The organism is Flavobacterium sp., assembly GCF_027490375.1.
Lineage (GTDB): Bacteria > Bacteroidota > Bacteroidia > Flavobacteriales > Flavobacteriaceae > Flavobacterium.
Genome location: NZ_JAIXYH010000050.1, coordinates 15,165 through 32,132 on the forward strand (window position 1 = coordinate 15,165; position 16,968 = coordinate 32,132).

Here is a 16,968-nt window from a genome sequence, read left to right on the forward strand (position 1 = left end):
ATTTTGTTGTTTACATGACGCCTTCCGCTAATTTCTCGGTATTGTTTACCAACTGCAATTCGTCGATAATTTTTTGAATGTCGCCATTCATGATATTTTGTAATTCGTACAGAGTAAGTCCGATACGGTGATCGGTTACACGGCCTTGTGCATAGTTGTAGGTGCGAATTTTCGCTGAACGGTCGCCCGAACTAACTTGTGAACTACGTTTTTTGGCATCTTCTTCTTGCTTTTTAGCGAGTTCTTGCTCGTACAAACGCGAGCGAAGTACGGTTAAGGCTTTGTCTTTGTTTTTGTGCTGCGATTTCTCGTCTTGGCATTGGGCAACTAAGCCGGTTGGAATGTGCGTTAATCGAACGGCCGATTTGGTTGTGTTAACCGACTGACCGCCTGGACCCGACGAACAGAAGTAGTCGATACGAACATCATTCATGTCGATTTGTACGTCGAATTCTTCGGCTTCAGGCAACACCATTACAGTTGCTGCCGAGGTGTGTACACGACCTTGCGTTTCGGTTTGTGGTACGCGTTGCACCCGGTGCACACCTGCTTCGAATTTAAGAGTTCCGTAAACGTCTTCTCCGGTTACTTCGAAGATAACTTCTTTAAATCCGCCGGCAGTACCTTCGTTAGTATCGACTATTGAGGTTCTCCAACCTTTACTTTCGCAGTATTTGGTGTACATGCGGAAGAGGTCTCCGGCAAAGATCGACGCTTCGTCGCCACCTGTTCCTGCGCGAATTTCCATCATCACGTTTTTAGCGTCTTCCGGATCTTTTGGAATCAGCATAAACTTAATTTCTTCTTCCAGTTGCGGAAGTCGCTCCTTAGCTTCATCCAATTGCATGCGTGCCATTTCAACCATTTCGGCATCGGAACCGTCGGCGATAATCTCGTTTGCTTCGTTGATATTGCCAACGACATTCATGTACTCTTCGCGTTTTTCGACGATTGCTTTTAAATCTTTATACTCTTTATTGAGAGCGATATAGCGTTTTTGGTCGGAAATGACGTCGGGTTGAATAATTAAGTCGGAAACTTCGTCGAAACGTTGTTTGATATATTGTAAACGGTCTAGCATGATAAATCGCCTCTTTTTCGGCGTGCAAATTTAGTGAATTTCCGTCAGTTTCCGAAACACTTAACACTCAACAGCGGCCGATCAGTACGCTGGCTTTTGGCGACAGAATACGGCTTATCGGAAATTCAGCGAAAGCGAAAATACGAGTTGATGGCTGCTATCGAGATACGATTGTTGGCTCGCAATAGCATCAATGCTGTACTTTGCATAGAGGTAATTAAGTCCGAAGGAAACCGAATAATCGCGATTAAAGCCGTAGTTAACGATACCGCCAATAAAATAAGAATTGCCTCGATATTCGCCCGTTCTAGGTTTGTAATTGTCGAAACTTGAATAGGCTAATCCAACGAGAGGTATCAAGCGCCATTGCTTCTTTATGTAGGCTTCGTATTCTACCTGCATAGTTAATCGTGCTTCTTGAATGGTTTTAAAGCGTCCTAAAAACTGGCTGTTAGTAACTGAGTAGCTCAACACCTCAGCACCCGCAACGAAGTGAAACTTCTTAAAATTCACTAGAGTAAGATTTGCTCCAAATCCGAAGTTTTGGTCGGTATCTTTGCTTATTGCGTTATCGCCAAAGGCTACTGGTTTTAAAATGCGCATACGGAAATTGTTTACGTAAGGTATAGAATCTTCAGAAATACCTCTATATGGTTGAGCAAAACTCGACAAACAGCTAGCGATAATTCCTAACAACAAGATAAACTTTCTCATTAGAACAAAATATTTATAGCACCAGAAGCGGCACCTGCATTAACAACCACTGTATTTAATTCAATCGTTCTTTGCCCATTTACTTCGACTTCGACTTCCGTTTTAATGGTAATGTTGGAATTTTTAAGGAGAACTCTTTCTGTTGAATTGATTAAACCGTCGTATTGAGACCAGTCGATGCGATCCGGATCAGGAATATTTGCAAACTCAAAGTCTGCTGCCGCATCGGGAATGATCTCATAGCTAATTAAAAATCTGTTTGCAGCAGCAGCAGCAAAAAACATGCGTACTTCTACAGTTTCGTCGATTCGATATAAGTTAACAGTTTCAAGGTCATATTTTAAATCTTCAATGTCGTCGAGGCTTGTATTATAGATTGCTTTGGTCACGTAGCCTTCTTTTTCAAAAGTCGCGTAAAATTGCACATTCTGATTTTCTTGTGGAATAGGAAAATTGGCTAAAAAGGTACCATCGTTTCTACTTTGAACTTTATTGAGCACATCTTCGTTGTATTGTTCAACGACGTTTAATTCTACTTCAACGTCATTTAGAGCAGCGCCAGTAGAAGTTACCAGCTTTCCCGAGGCGGTTACTCGTTTAGAACCTTCGTATTCGATGGAATCGGCACCACAGCTCACGAGCAAGAACAGCAGCGCGAAGGAACAAATGAAAACAACTTTTTTATTCATAATCAAATATTTAAATTTAAAAACTTAACAAAACAGCACTCGCTGACCAAAACTAAATAAAAATAACGTCGTACAGTTTACTAAAACATTATATTTTATTATTTCAAACCGAATAAACCGAAATCCCATCAACGCCACATTATAAAAAAAATTACTAATAACAAAAAGGCGGCATAGAAATTCGCAACAGTTTTACTCAGTTATTTGAACGTATAAAAATAACACATCTAGTACGTGAATTAGCTGATTATACCTTATAAAACTCCCGATTTTAATTCATTCACAACTTTTCAAAAGTAGCTATTCTATTCTTAAACGCGTCTACGAACGAACGAACTCAACATATGGGCTCAAACTACGCTTAGCCGAGAAAACGAATTAATTAGTACGGTGTTCCTTTGTGTAATTTAAATTAATAAAAATTGATTTACAGTTATATTGATGCTTTTTCAATTAAAAAGTTGCGTAGTCGATTGCGGCAATTTTTTGCTTATTTGTGTTAAATTTTAGATGAATTCGGCATGAATTTTAGAGGACGAGGTTTTCTTGTTTTTTTGCACGTATCCGAACGAAAACCTCTTAAATTTGCCCCTCAATTTTTGAAGAGATGAGTATATTTAAATTTCGCGTCATTTTAGACGATGAAGACGATGTATTTCGCGATATTGCAATATCTGACGAGGATTCGCTTGAGGATTTACACAATGCTATTGTAAATGCCTTTGATTTTGACGGCATGGAACCTGCGTCTTTTTATAGTTCGGACGATCAGTGGAGTCAAGGTGAAGAAATTTCATTGTTTGATACGGGCGATGTGCCCGGAGAGGCAAAGATTATGGCCGATTATCAGATTTCAGAATGGTTTTCGGAAGATATGACGAAAATGATCTACGTGTATGATTACATCAACATGTGGACGTTTTTTGTAGAATTGGCTGCGATCGACGAGCCCGAACTGGGAACAACCTATCCAAACGTGCTTTTCTCGCACGGAATCATGCCCGCAATGGCACCTGAGAAAAAATTTGTAGACGACAGCGAAAACTTACTTGATTTTGATGAAGACGGCTACGACGAAGAAGATTTCGACCAATTTGACAGCGGCGAAAACTTTGAAGATTACGGATTTGAAGAAAATTGGAACTAAAATACCTGCCACAAACAGATGATAAACCTCTATAATACCCAAATAGAATCGCTTTCCCTACACAGAATTGGCAACAAGAGCCGCAACGAAGGTGTGTTTTTATCTAAAGACACGTTAAACCTCAGCGATGAAATGATGCCGCTCATCAAGGAATTTTTCTTTAAACCTTTTCGCGAAAAAGAAGAAAACTACTACCAATTTGCGCATGAAGTAGATTTGGAGTACAACGAAATGTACACAATTATCAGCAGTATTTTCGATAATCCCAGTACTGCGCACGATCAAGCAAGCAAAGTAGCTCAGCATTTGTACGAACAATCGAATCATCCGCACATTAAAAATGGGGAGTTGTTTGTTGCGTACCTTACCAATGCATTAATCGACAATCAACGTGTGGATGCGATCGGAATATTCAAAAGTGAAATTCAAACCGATTTCCTCCAATTTGAAGAGAAGGAAGAAAACCTGACGCTACTGCTACAACAAGGAATTAACCTTAGCAAACTCGATAAAGGCTGTTTGGTTTTTAACTACAAAAAAGAAGAAGGATACAAGATTTTATCTGTAGATTCAAATCGTTACGACGCTCGATACTGGCTCGAACACTTTTTGAATGTCGACGTATTCCAAGACGAAAACTTCATCACAAAAAAATACCTAAAATTCTGTCAGGATTTCGCAAAAGACGTCGTACTTCCCGCCGAAGATAAGAAGGAAGAGGTTATGTTTATGAATCGTTCGGTGAACTATTTTGCTAAAAACGACAACTTCGAAGAAACTAATTTCTTAAATGAAGTGCTCGATAATCCGGATCTCATTCCTGAATTCAAAAATTATAAAGTTGATAAAGGGGAAAAGTACAGCATCGAAGACGTAACCTCGTTTCCTATTGCAAATGCCGCAGTAACCGATGCACGTAAGAAACTGAAAAACACGATTCAACTCGATACTAACATTCAAATCAAACTCGATTTCATCAATCCTGAAAGTGCAGAAAAATTCGTGGAAAAAGGTTGGGACGAAGAACGACAGATGTACTATTATCTCGTGTATTTCAACAAAGAGCAAAAAAGCTAGCGCAACCGATTAGCCACTTGAACATCTCTTAAAAAAAGAAAAATATGTTAAAAAGATTTTTTATTGCAGCAGCATTTGTCGCTATTTCGTTTAGCTGCACAGACGATTCTACCGATGGAGATACCTGTATCGACTATCAACTCGAAGGCGTACAGGAAGTTGTCGATGTACCTACTCTGGTTGAAGGCACCTTTGCGTTTGAAGTTTCGTTTCAGGTAGATAACGGTTGCGGGCAGTTCTACGCCTTCGACGAACAAACCCAAGGGAATTCGAGAACCATACGCGTTTCGGCAAAGTATGAAGGATGTATCTGCACACAAGATATGCCGATTTTATCCCGAACTTATCAATTTGCACCAACTTTAGCAGGAACGTACACACTTAATTTCGTTAAACCCGACGGCACATTTATCACAAGAACTGTCGTAAAAAACTAATACGATTTACCAATGAAACAACACGCAACCTTTTTCGGAGCTGAGCATCTAACTATTGTGGTTAGGTTGGTTATTATTCCATAATTGTGTTTTGTTTTAGATACGAAACGCGCTTTGAGAAATCGGAGCGCGTTTTGTTTTTTCGCACAGCATCTTGGAGTTTTTCGCACAGCATGAACAACACGATACTTTGCTTTTCTTCGCACAGAACACGCAGAATTCACAGATACGCCGAAGCAATAGTTATGTTTTTTCTCGTGGAGTATGGGATTTTTGCGCACAGAATACGCAGAATTCACAGAAACTCCGAAGCTAAAGTTGTGTTTTTTCTAATGGAGTATGGGAGTTTTCCGCACAGCATCAACCACATTCACAAAAACTCCGATACACTGTTTTTTTTCGCACAGAATACGCAGAACACGCAGAATTCACAGATACGCCGAAGCAATAGTTATGTTTTTTCTCGTGGAGTATGGGAGTTTTCCGCACAGCCTCAACCACATTCACAAAAAGTCCGATACACTGTTTTTTTTCGCACAGAATACGCAGAACACGCAGAATTCACAGATACGCCGAAGCAATAGTTATGTTTTTTCTCGTGGAATATGGGATTTTTGCGCACAGAATACGCAGAGTACGCAGAATTCACAGATACTCCGCTGCTGTAGTTTTGTTTGCACAGAAAATATTAAAACACAGAATTTGTAATGCTTGTAAAAAAACTTCGCAAATTTTAGTTCCAAGCACGGCACCGCTAAAAAACAACCTACGGACGCCCTAAAACCGATTTTTCTGTACGTAAGCTGTTTGTAGGAAAAAAAGGTAGATAGATGTGTATTCTTTCCGTGAAACCCAAATCGATTTTTCTTCGCTAACTACAAGAGAATGAAGTTATGACGGCTTTTGAAAAAAATATTGAAGAAATGTGAGTAACATTTATTTAGGTGTTTCGTCTAGTAAGAACAAAACAGTTGGAGTGGAATCAATTCTATCAATCAAAAATCTGCACAAGCGATACGGCTTCGTACACGCCGTAAATGGCATCTCGCTTGAAATCAAAAAAGGAAATGTGTACGGAATTCTCGGACCTAACGGTTCTGGAAAATCGACTACACTAGGAATCGTCTTAAACGTGGTAAACAAAACTTCGGGCGAGTTTACCTGGTTCGACGGTTCACAGTCAACGCACGAGGCAATAAAAAAAGTAGGCGCGATTATCGAACGTCCAAATTTTTACCCGTACATGACTGCAGCCGAAAATCTCAGTCTCGTGTGTAAAATTAAAGGGATTTCCACAAGCAAAATAGCCGAAAAACTCGAAGTCGTTGGTCTAACCGAACGCAAGAACAGTAAGTTCCGAACCTTTTCACTCGGCATGAAACAACGCCTCGCCATCGCGTCGGCGCTGTTAAATGATCCGGAAATCCTAATTCTCGACGAACCCACAAACGGATTAGACCCGCAAGGAATTCACCAAATTCGCGAAATCATCCGACTCATTGCAAGCACTGGAACTACCATTTTACTTGCTTCGCACCTGCTCGATGAAGTAGAAAAAGTATGCTCACATGTCCTCGTTCTTAAAAAAGGACAAATGCTCTACTCCGGAACCGTGAGCGATATGGTACGAAGCGCCGGATTTTTCGAACTCGCAGCTAACGATCTCGTCGAACTCGAACGAAAATTGCGTCTTCATCCCTATTTTCAAAGTGTCGAATCCGTGCAAGATAAGCTCATTTTCACAACATCAATGTCTGTCGCCGCAGCCGACTTAAACCAATATCTCGCTTCTGAAAATATTTTCGTATCGCACCTAGCTTTCAAAAAGCCAAGCCTAGAAAAACAATTCCTCACGCTAACAAAAACCGCGAACTAATGAAAAGATTACTTTCTATAGAATTTCAGAAGATTTGGCTAAACAATCCGAGTAGAACTCTAACAATCGCATACTTCTTACTTTTATCGCTAATCGCCTTAATAACTGCAATAAAAATCGATGTCGGCTTCTTCCATTTGGATCTGGCTGAAATGGGAATTTTTAACTTCCCATACATTTGGCATTTCAACACCTATTTCGCCGATTATTTCAAGTTCTTCCTAGCAATCGTTATTGTTTCGATGATGGCAAACGAATACAGTTACGGAACGCTCAAACAAAATTTAATCGACGGTTTAAGTAAAAAGGAGTTAGTAAAATCGAAAGTGCTAACCGTCTTTGCAATGGCAGCAGCATCAACCGTTTTTGTATTCCTTTTGTCGCTTATCTTAGGTCTAATCCATTCGTCTTTCACCGAATTTAGAACCATAATTACCGATCTGGACTACCTGCTCGGCTATTTTATTAAACTTTCCGCATTCTTTAGCTTGTGCTTATTCGTCGGAATTCTGGTAAAACGCTCGGCTTTTGCACTTGGGTTTCTCATCTTACTTTACATTGTAACAATAATTCTACACCTCATATTGCGATTCAAGGTTTTAGACATGGAAACAGCCGACGCAATCATGCAATTTGCGCCAACAAATGCCATGTCCGATATCATCGTTGAGCCTATTTCGCGCTTGTCGGCTGTGCAACAAATGGGTGCTCAAGTTGGAATTGAAGCCGATAAAAAATTCGACGTAAATTACTCGGCTGCCGCAATTAGCCTTTGCTGGACTGTTGTTTTTATCATAGGCAGTTACCGTATTTTAAAGCGCCGCGATTTGTAATTTTTGGGCACATCCCGCCGCAAAGTATCAGTTGAATGCTGCTGCGGCGGGTCGGGCTTTCTGCTGCAATACCGCTTAAAAAAACCGCTTCAACCACAGCCGCGCACGGGCTTCACTTTGTCGCCGTGCCCAACTGGGTTTACAGCGGTTTTCTTTGCACGTTATTTACGCGGCAATCCCTTGTGCGAAAATTAGTAACAGCAATGCGTCACCCAAGGCGAAAAGCTTTAACACTGCGTTAGTAAGCGTTGCAGCTAAATAACCGAGCTTTTGTAATATCTTTGCACTCGCTATGATTCGTTGTTCAAAGGCATTTCTTACGTTCGTTTTATCTTGCTACACTGTGATACTTGCGGCTCAGACCATCACAGTCGATACCAATTATAATGCACAGCAATTAGCACAAGATATTTTGGTTAACAATCCGTGTTTAACCATTTCAAACGCATCAATCACCACTTCAACAGCCGATACATTTCAAACCACCGGATTTTTTACCGCCAATCCCGTTAATTTCCCATTTACACAAGGCATCATTCTCAGTACCGGAAACGCAAATTCGGCAGTAGGTCCAAATTCCAGTTTGCTCAGCGAAGGCAGTACCGCTTGGCCCGGCGACAACGATTTGGAAGCCGCGCTAAATGTGGGAAACAGCATCAATGCAACCGTGCTCGAATTCGATTTTGTATCCTTATCAGCCGCTATTTCGTTTCGCTATTTGCTGGCGTCCGAGCAATATCTGACCAATCCGAGTGCCAATCAGTGCAATTTCACCGACGGCTTTGCCTTTCTGCTTAAGCGAAACAACAGCAGCGAACCTTACCAAAATCTAGCCGTTGTTCCCGGAACCGACATTCCCGTTCGTGTAAATACCGTTCGCGGCAGCGGTACCGTGTGTCCGCCGGCTAACGAACAGTATTTTCAGGGATATAACGGAAGCGACAGCGCAACAAATTTCAATGGACAAACCGTTCCGCTCACCGCAAAAGCGAATGTCATTCCCGGCGAAAGCTATCACATTAAACTCGTTATCGCCGATCAGGGAAACAACTTATACGATTCGGCAATTTTCTTAGAAGCAGGTAGTTTTGAGGCAGTCACCGATCTCGGTGTCGACCGCACGCGCGCCAATGGAAATCCGCTTTGCGACGGACAAACGCTCAATCTCGATGCCACTCAAGTCGGCAGTTCGGTTTCCTACGCGTGGTACCGAAACGGAGCCTTGCAATCGGTAACAACGCCGCAATTCACCGTAACTGCTCCCGGTGTTTACGAAGTAGAAGCAAGTATCAATAGCGGTAGCTGTGTGGTTACTGGTCGTATTGAAGTGGATTACAGCAGCATTCCTGCCGTAGCTCCCGTTACTTTGCGTCAGTGCGATCCCGATTCCGACGGCCAAACGACCTTTAATTTAAACTTAGTAAACAATCTTTTAACCAGCGGAAATCCGGAATTATTGAGTCCGGTTTACTTTGAAGACGCTTCTGCTACAACACCCATTCCCAATCCGGCACAGTACACAACCAGTTTTCCAAAAACCATAACTGCGCGAATCAAAAACAGCTTTGGTTGCGAAACCACAACTACCGTTAACTTGGTTGGCGCTACCGATCGAAATGCCGCAACACTTTCTTACGTACTTTGCGATACCGACTCAACAAAAGACGGCAAAACGACTTTCAACCTAGCCGACTTAGCCACAACCGCTGTACTGTTGGGTTTACCAACGAACATAACCGTAAAATTCTTTCCCAGTGTAAACAACGCTCTTTGGGAAACTCAAGAAATTTCGGGTAGTATTACCAACGATATCGCAAACAATCAAACGTACTATGCGCGATTGTATAACGGAATCGACTGTTTTGATATCGTTCCTATCGAAATTAATATCGATTACATACCTGATAGTTTTACAACATCAGAAACGATTTATTTTTGTACAGGAAATTTTGCGGTATTAACCGGTCCAACGGGTTTTACCAACTACCAATGGTCGTACAACAGCAGTTTAACGAATCGTGAAATCCGCGTTAACACACCACAAACGTATACGCTAACGTTCGAAAACCAAAACGGTTGTACGGCATCAAAAACATTCGAAGTCATTGAGTCGAATCCGGCAGTCATTCGTACTGTTTCCGTTAGTAGTTTTTCAGGAGCGCAAAACAGTGCCACTATCGATTTTTCGGGTTTAGGCAATTATGAGTTTTCGATCGACGGCGTAAATTTTCAGAGCAGTCCGGTATTTACAAACCTAGCTGCGGGAATCTACACAGCTACAGTCGTTGATTTGTATGGTTGCGACAACAGCACAGCCGAATTTATCGTTTTAGATTATCCGCGATTCTTCACACCAAACGGCGATGGCATCAACGATATTTGGTCGATTAAAAATAGCATACTTACCAATCAGATTGAACGAATCTTAATTTTTGATCGCTACGGAAAAATCATTTTCGGCTTTACGCCAAACCAGACAGGTTGGGACGGACGTTTTCAAGGTGTAGCAATGCCATCAGACGACTACTGGTTCAGTATTTTCTTACAAACAGGTAGCCAAATTAAAGGACATTTCACCTTGAAGCGCTAAAATTCTTTACTTTTGGAATCTTGCTAGATTCTATGAAAAAGATTTACCAAATCATCCTATACTTTTTCGCTATATCTGCCTCTGCGCAGTTTAGTAAAACACATTATATACCTCCCGTATCAAACTCACCTATTCAAGCTGGACAGGGGCAATACATGTATATCTCTTGTCCATCTACGACACCCGTCAACTTCAGAATCAATATTATTGGCGGCGATGTAGTTGAAGGAACTGTTTCGAGAGATGAGCCTTTTGTGTATCTCGCCGGAAACGGAGATAACAGCCAATTTCTAATTTCAAGTGGGACAGTTGGAAACGTATTTAATAACAAAGGATTCATCGTCGAGGCGGATGATCAGGTGTATGTTACTGTTCGTATGACCACGACGCCGCAGAATTTCCAGGCAGGAAGTATTGTTTCGAAGGGCTTAGCGGCATTAGGAAAGCGATTCCGGGTTGGAGCCTTTGTCAACGAAGATGTTCCCGAATTCACGCAAAACCATTACACTTTTGCAACCGTATTGGCAACCGAAAACAATACTACAGTTAGCTTTTCAGACATAGATTTTGGTGTTCAATTGGTTAACAACGGTACAAACATACAGCCCGATATTACTTTAAATCGCGGTGAGTCGTTTTGTATTGCAACAATAGGCCCAGCAGATGGAAACAGAAACGGACTAATCGGAACACTAATAACTTCCGACAAACCCATTGCTGTAAACTGCGGCAGTATTGCTGGCACCAATGGTAACGCAAGTAATTTAGATTTGGGATTTGACCAACTTGTACCTGCCGAACTTACGGGAAGTGAATACATTTTGATTCGTGGAATTGGACCAGATATTGTGGAGCGATCGCTAATTGTGGCTGATCAGGACAACACAGAAGTTTACCTAAACGATAATACGCTAACGCCAGCAGCAGTATTAAATGCAGGCGATTATTATGCGCCAACAGGAAATGTATACAGTCCGCAGGGAAATTTATACATCAATACTTCAAAGAGTGTTTTTTTATTTCAAAGTATCGGCGGATCCGATCCTTCCGTTGCTACGCCGCAGGCCAATCAAAACATGTGTTTTGTTCCGCCACTAAAATGCGAAACACCAAAAATTATCGACAACATCCCATTAATTAACGAAATCGGAGGTAACGCCAGCTTCACGGGAACCGTTGCTGTGGTTACCGAAGTTGGATCTACTCTTTCCTTTATTCTTAATGGAACAAACTATACGATCGCTAATTTGCCACCCAACATCAATGTAAACGGTCCTGTACCCGTTACTGGTAACACAAATTTCGAAACCTATACATTTCAAGGATTTACAGGAAATGTTTCAGTTTACAGCAGCAGTCAGGTTTACGTATCGTATTACGGAACCAGCGGTGCTGCAACATACGGCGGTTTTTATTCCGGCTTCACATTTAAACCTGAAATAGCTTTTAAGGCTGTCGATACCGAGGTAGAAGCCAACTGTATACCAAATATCGAACTCTCTGTAAACGAACTGACCGCCTTCGATCAATTTCAATGGGAATTTAATGGCAACCCAATCCCCGGCGCAAACTCAGGAGTTTACATTCCTCAAGAAGTAGCAAATGGCGGATTAGGCCCTGGATTCTATGCCGTTAGAGCTACAATATCTGATTGCGGAACTACTTTAGTATCTAATGAAATCCCTGTAAGTACCTGCGCCCTAGATTCTGATGCTGACGGCACTATTAACGACGTAGATCTAGATTTAGACAACGACGGTATTGCCAACTGTACGGAATCATACGGCGATTTCACCTTGAATACAGCCGCCGTAGGACAAACACCGATCAGTGTACAGAACTACAACAACGCATATACCATCACGAATACACCTTCCTTTATAGCAACTCCACAGAGTTTCCAAGGATTTACTAATGGCAATTTCATAACAACTGTGCCTGTAGGCCTTACCAATGAAATGACCGTACAGTTTAGTTCGCTACAGCCCATCTCCATTGGCATCACCTACCCTATCTCGTCGACAGTTAATGCACAAATTGATTCCGCCGGCGATTTCCGAATTCTATCCACACCCGAAAAAAACATATCCATCATCAATCCCGCCGACTTACTTTTGATCGACACAAACTACGACGGCATCTACGAAAGTGGTATTACACAATTCTCAGGATTCGATGTTCGTTTTCGTTTAAACAGTGGTTCGCCTCTTGCTTTGGGAACGGGCAATTTCGAAATAAAAGCTTCCGACGTAACGCTACTGTATTTTATACATAAAAATTTATCAGAAACCGACGTTAATACGGCAATATTTAACCTACGGGCAACTTGCTTACCGAGAGATACTGATGGCGATGGGATTTTTGATTACAACGATCTCGATACAGACAACGACGGAATTCCAGACCCAATAGAAGCTGCTGGCGTAGCATTTCAAAATATTCCGTTCGCCGATACAAATGCCAATGGAATAAACGACGCGATAGAACCTGGCTTGGGAACCCTCGATACCGACACTGATGGCGTACCCGATTACGTAGATCTAGATTCTGATAACGATGGAATTTATGACTTGGTAGAAGCCGGTTCGGCAGCTGTCGACACTGATGGAAACGGTAAAATAGATGGCGCTAGTTTTGGAATTAATGGATTAGCAAATATCTTAGAAACAACCGTAGAAAGCGGACAAATAAACTTTACGCCCGCGAATGCCGACAGCACTACCGAGTTTGCAAATTACATCGATCTCGATAGTGATGATGATGACTGCAACGACGTAAATGAAGCAGGATTCACAGATGCAGACAACGACGGTCGGTTAGGAAGCTCACCGCTTACCGTTGATAGTAATGGCTTGGTAACTAGTAGCGCAACGGGATACACGCCTTTAACAAGCAACGATTATGTTGTGCCGGGTATTATTACCGTGACGCAACAACCACAGGATGTTACCGCTTGCCAAACGTTTACTGCCCAATTTTCAGTGCAAACAAACGCAATCGCAGGTTATCAATGGCAAGAAAGCAGCGACGGACTAACCTTTGTTGATCTTCCTGAAAATAGCGTGTATCAGGGTACGCAAACCGCTACGTTGACTATTAACAACTTACAACCTGCAATAAACAACTTTAGATATCGCGCACGTTTACTGCAAACGGCTAATGCTTGTGGCGACTTTTCAGCTTCAGCAACGCTAACGGTACTTCCGAAACCTCAGATTATCGACAATTTTATACTTAAGCAATGTGACACTGATCTCGATAACATTGCTCCATTTAATCTTGAACAAGCAAACACCGGTATTTCGGCAAACGCAGCTAACGAGACTTTTGTTTACTACTTAAGTCAATTAGGTGCTCAAAACCAAATCAGCTCCGAAGAAATTCAAAATCCGCAGTCATTCAGCAACAGCGTACAATCTACAGTTTTTGTTCGAGTAACCGATAATTCCAGCGGTTGCGTATCTATCGGAACTGTAAATTTAAATATATCCGCGACAACCATACCAGCAGGAACACTCTATTCCTTTTCAAAATGCGATGATTTTGTGGATGCTACTAACGACGACCGCGACGGTATCAGTACTTTCGACTTTTCACCGGCAGAGAATCAAATACGAAATCTTTTTGGCGGCAACCCTAACATCAATATCCGATTTTATAGAACTGAAGCCGATGCTACCGTTGAAACAGACGCTGCTGGCAGCTCACTGGCCATCACCAACATAAATTCGTACCGAAATATTGGTTTTCCGGGCGGACAACAAATTTGGGTTCGCGTTGACAGTACAACAGATAATGCGTGTTTTGGACTTGGCCCCTACATTAATTTAACTGTCGAAGAACTCCCAACATTTAACGAACCAAGTATTCCACGACAGTGCGACAGAATTCTGAACGACGGGAGTATAGATTTCGTTTTCGATACATCAAACATAAGCGCTCAAATTCTTAACGGTCAAGCCAATATTACCCTGACGTTTTTGGCGCAAGATGGCACGGTAATCGGAAATGCACTGCCTAATCCGTTTCTGACACAAACACAAACCATTACCGTTAACATGGTTAATAACAGTACCAACGATCCAAACGGACCCTGTGTAGAAACAGGAAGTATCACATTTACTGTGGATGAACGACCAACTCCGCTCACTGCGCTTACCTTTATAGCATGCGACGACGAGCCTGTAGACAACGATGGGTTTAGTGTCTTTGACACATCTACTGTTCAGAACACTATAACGCAAGGACAAACAAGCTTTTCTACACGATACTTCGACGAAAATGGCAACTTGCTATTCGATGTTTTTCCTTCAAGCTTTAATTCAAATACACAAGTTATTACCGCCGAAATCTATAATGCAAACAATCCGAACTGTTCTGAAACAGCTGTACTTTCTTTCACAGTTAATCCGTTGCCGAATATTGACGAAGTCGACGAGAATATCTACTATTTATGCAGCAATTTAGACGATAATCTAACCTTGGAAGCAGGTGTTCTTGGTGGCATTTTTACAGATTATACCTACACTTGGTTTCGAAACGGCGAGGAAATCCCCGGGCAAATCCGACCCGTTTACACCGCAAATACAGCAGGCGATTACAGCGTTCGAGTTTCCGACAGATTTACACAATGCAGCCGTACGCGAACATTTACCGTTTTAGACTCGGGTATTGCAACGATAAGCAATATTGTTGTAGAAGATTTAAGAGATAAAAATACGGTACTCATCGAAGTAACAGGATCGGGAACCTACGAATACAGTATCGACAACGAATTCGGACCGTATCAAACCGATAACTTTTTTGAAGACGTAGCACCCGGACTTCATACCGTTTATGTAAACGATGTTAACGGTTGCGGACAGATCAGCCGTGAAATAGCAGTAATTGGAGCTATGAAGTTTTTCACACCAAATGGCGATGGTTACAACGACTTTTGGCGAATAAAAGGAATCAATGCCCTGTATTTTCCTCAGAGTTACGTATATGTATTTGATCGCTACGGAAAATTTGTATTTGAGATTACTGCAGGTAATGAAATTGGTTGGGACGGAACGCTTAATGGCAACCCACTGCCCGCCGACGATTACTGGTATGTACTTTACGTTTCAGATGGGCGTATCGATCGAGGACACTTTACTTTAAAACGATAAGACATGAAAACAGTTCTAATCATGCTCGCGTTTTCCTCACTTATGCTGGCACAAACGCAAAAAGAAATTACGGGAACGGTAGAACGAATCGCCGACTTCCCTTCAAAGTACATTTCTTCGAGAAATATCGATGTCTGGCTTCCTGAAAACTACGACCCAAAATTAAAATATGCCGTGTTGTACATGCACGATGGTCAAATGTTGTTCGATGCCTCCACCACTTGGAATAAGCAATCGTGGAATGCCGATGAAACCGCGCAACAGCTCCAAAATTCAGGCGAAGTTAAACCGTTCATCATTGTTGGCATACACAATATTTCTGTTGAACGGCATGCCAATTACTTCCCAGAAAAACCTTTTAATCTTTTGCCCGAATCCTTTAAAAACGATTTGTTACAAGGAGAACGTAGCCCGGGACAAAAATTATTTGCACATAAAATCGATTCCGACAATTATTTAAAATTTATCGTAACCGAGTTAAAACCGTTTATCGATAAAAAATACAGCACATTAAAAAGTCGAGAATTTACAGCGATTGCTGGCGCAAGCATGGGCGGATTAATCTCTATTTACGCACTTTGCGAATATCCTAAAATTTTTGGTAAAGCGTTATGCTTAAGTACGCATTGGCCGGGTATTTGGACGCTTGAAAACAACCCCATTCCCGATGCTTTTTTACAATACCTCAAAGCTCATTTACCTGCTCCCAAGTCACATAAAATTTATTTCGACTACGGCGACCAGACGCTCGATGCGTTGTATCCGACCTTGCAGGAGAAAGTCGATGCATTAATGATCGAAAAAGGCTACACAAGCAAAAATTGGATGACCGTTTACGATAAAGGCGCCGATCATTCCGAAAAAGCATGGGCGAATCGATTGGCAACGCCACTAAAATTTGCGTTCAAAAATTAGTCGGTCACCAAAAAAGTACCAATTGCAGTATTGAATATGCTTTTAGTAGAAGTACGTGCGGTGCGTTTGCCTCTCAACGTATCGTTTTTCCTCCCTGAGCCCGCGCATCTTAGGAGCCTGAGCTTGTCGAAGGCGGATCTTTTTTAGAAGTTAGTCCCGATAGCTATCGGGATAGAAGTTAGAAGCTAGACTCAGCGACGTTCACCATTTAACGTATCGTTTTTGGGAAGCGAGAAGCTAGTCCCGATAGCTATCGGGATCGTGAAGTTCACCACTTAACGTACCGTTTTATCCTAATAAACCCACGTATCGTGAGAGCCTGAGCCTGTCGAAGGCAGCTTGTCGAAGGCTAATGGAGATTTGAGTATTAAGACTCAGCGACGTTCACCACTTAACGTATCGTTTTGCCCCCTGAGCCCACACTTCGTCGGAGCCTGAGCTTGTCGAAGGCGGATC

At 41.9% G+C, this 16,968-nt stretch carries 11 protein-coding genes; 8 read left to right on the forward strand and 3 right to left on the reverse strand.

The window, feature by feature from the left end; genetic code table 11:
* Positions 1 to 10: 10 nt before the first annotated feature.
* The 3 genes from prfA to Q0064_RS06130 all read right to left on the reverse strand — a co-directional run bounded on the left by prfA (position 11) and on the right by Q0064_RS06130 (position 2,484).
* A complete protein-coding gene (gene prfA, locus Q0064_RS06120; protein ID WP_298145838.1) occupies positions 11 to 1,081 on the reverse strand; it encodes a peptide chain release factor 1 in 1,071 nt (356 codons plus the stop codon).
* 114 nt (positions 1,082 to 1,195) lie between these two features.
* Positions 1,196 to 1,795, reverse strand: a complete 600-nt coding sequence (locus Q0064_RS06125) for a hypothetical protein (protein WP_298145841.1) — start codon at positions 1,793 to 1,795, stop codon at positions 1,196 to 1,198.
* Positions 1,795 to 2,484 carry a hypothetical protein gene (locus Q0064_RS06130; protein ID WP_298145844.1) on the reverse strand — a complete coding sequence of 230 codons (690 nt, stop codon included), beginning with the start codon at positions 2,482 to 2,484 and terminating at the stop codon, positions 1,795 to 1,797. Before Q0064_RS06130 ends, Q0064_RS06125 begins: the two co-directional genes overlap by 1 nt.
* A 607-nt stretch (positions 2,485 to 3,091) precedes the next feature.
* Here Q0064_RS06130 and Q0064_RS06135 point away from each other — a divergent pair.
* From Q0064_RS06135 to Q0064_RS06170, 8 genes are all read left to right on the forward strand, one after another.
* The gene (locus Q0064_RS06135; RefSeq protein WP_298145847.1) at positions 3,092 to 3,631 is read left to right on the forward strand and encodes a hypothetical protein; all 540 of its coding nucleotides are present in this window, start codon (positions 3,092 to 3,094) and stop codon (positions 3,629 to 3,631) included.
* A gap of 18 nt (positions 3,632 to 3,649) precedes the next feature.
* Entirely contained in the window at positions 3,650 to 4,708 is a 1,059-nt protein-coding gene (locus Q0064_RS06140) for a nucleoid-associated protein (RefSeq protein ID WP_298145850.1), read from the forward strand.
* Positions 4,709 to 4,752: 44 nt separating this feature from the next.
* Positions 4,753 to 5,145, forward strand: a complete 393-nt coding sequence (locus Q0064_RS06145; RefSeq protein ID WP_298145853.1) for a hypothetical protein — start codon at positions 4,753 to 4,755, stop codon at positions 5,143 to 5,145.
* Between the two features lie 976 nt (positions 5,146 to 6,121).
* Positions 6,122 to 7,021 carry an ATP-binding cassette domain-containing protein gene (locus tag Q0064_RS06150; RefSeq protein ID WP_298145868.1) on the forward strand — a complete coding sequence of 300 codons (900 nt, stop codon included), beginning with the start codon at positions 6,122 to 6,124 and terminating at the stop codon, positions 7,019 to 7,021.
* The gene (locus tag Q0064_RS06155; protein WP_298145856.1) at positions 7,021 to 7,854 is read left to right on the forward strand and encodes an ABC transporter permease; all 834 of its coding nucleotides are present in this window, start codon (positions 7,021 to 7,023) and stop codon (positions 7,852 to 7,854) included. Before Q0064_RS06150 ends, Q0064_RS06155 begins: the two co-directional genes overlap by 1 nt.
* A 343-nt stretch (positions 7,855 to 8,197) precedes the next feature.
* Entirely contained in the window at positions 8,198 to 10,444 is a 2,247-nt protein-coding gene (locus Q0064_RS06160; RefSeq protein WP_298145858.1) for a choice-of-anchor L domain-containing protein, read from the forward strand.
* Between the two features lie 32 nt (positions 10,445 to 10,476).
* Positions 10,477 to 15,597 (forward strand): T9SS type B sorting domain-containing protein, encoded by a 5,121-nt coding sequence (locus tag Q0064_RS06165; protein WP_298145860.1) that lies wholly within the window; start codon positions 10,477 to 10,479, stop codon positions 15,595 to 15,597.
* 3 nt (positions 15,598 to 15,600) lie between these two features.
* A complete protein-coding gene (locus Q0064_RS06170; RefSeq protein ID WP_298145862.1) occupies positions 15,601 to 16,512 on the forward strand; it encodes an alpha/beta hydrolase-fold protein in 912 nt (303 codons plus the stop codon).
* Positions 16,513 to 16,968: the final 456 nt, after the last annotated feature.

What these genes read in the sequence shown, in the direction of transcription:
- prfA (WP_298145838.1), bottom strand. Translation starts at nt 1,081, where the DNA reads ATGCTAGACCGTTTACAATATATCAAACAACGTTTCGACGAAGTTTCC.
- Q0064_RS06125 (WP_298145841.1), bottom strand. Translation starts at nt 1,795, where the DNA reads ATGAGAAAGTTTATCTTGTTGTTAGGAATTATCGCTAGCTGTTTGTCG.
- Q0064_RS06130 (WP_298145844.1), bottom strand. Translation starts at nt 2,484, where the DNA reads ATGAATAAAAAAGTTGTTTTCATTTGTTCCTTCGCGCTGCTGTTCTTG.
- Q0064_RS06135 (WP_298145847.1), top strand. Translation starts at nt 3,092, where the DNA reads ATGAGTATATTTAAATTTCGCGTCATTTTAGACGATGAAGACGATGTA.
- Q0064_RS06140 (WP_298145850.1), top strand. Translation starts at nt 3,650, where the DNA reads ATGATAAACCTCTATAATACCCAAATAGAATCGCTTTCCCTACACAGA.
- Q0064_RS06145 (WP_298145853.1), top strand. Translation starts at nt 4,753, where the DNA reads ATGTTAAAAAGATTTTTTATTGCAGCAGCATTTGTCGCTATTTCGTTT.
- Q0064_RS06155 (WP_298145856.1), top strand. Translation starts at nt 7,021, where the DNA reads ATGAAAAGATTACTTTCTATAGAATTTCAGAAGATTTGGCTAAACAAT.
- Q0064_RS06165 (WP_298145860.1), top strand. Translation starts at nt 10,477, where the DNA reads ATGAAAAAGATTTACCAAATCATCCTATACTTTTTCGCTATATCTGCC.
- Q0064_RS06170 (WP_298145862.1), top strand. Translation starts at nt 15,601, where the DNA reads ATGAAAACAGTTCTAATCATGCTCGCGTTTTCCTCACTTATGCTGGCA.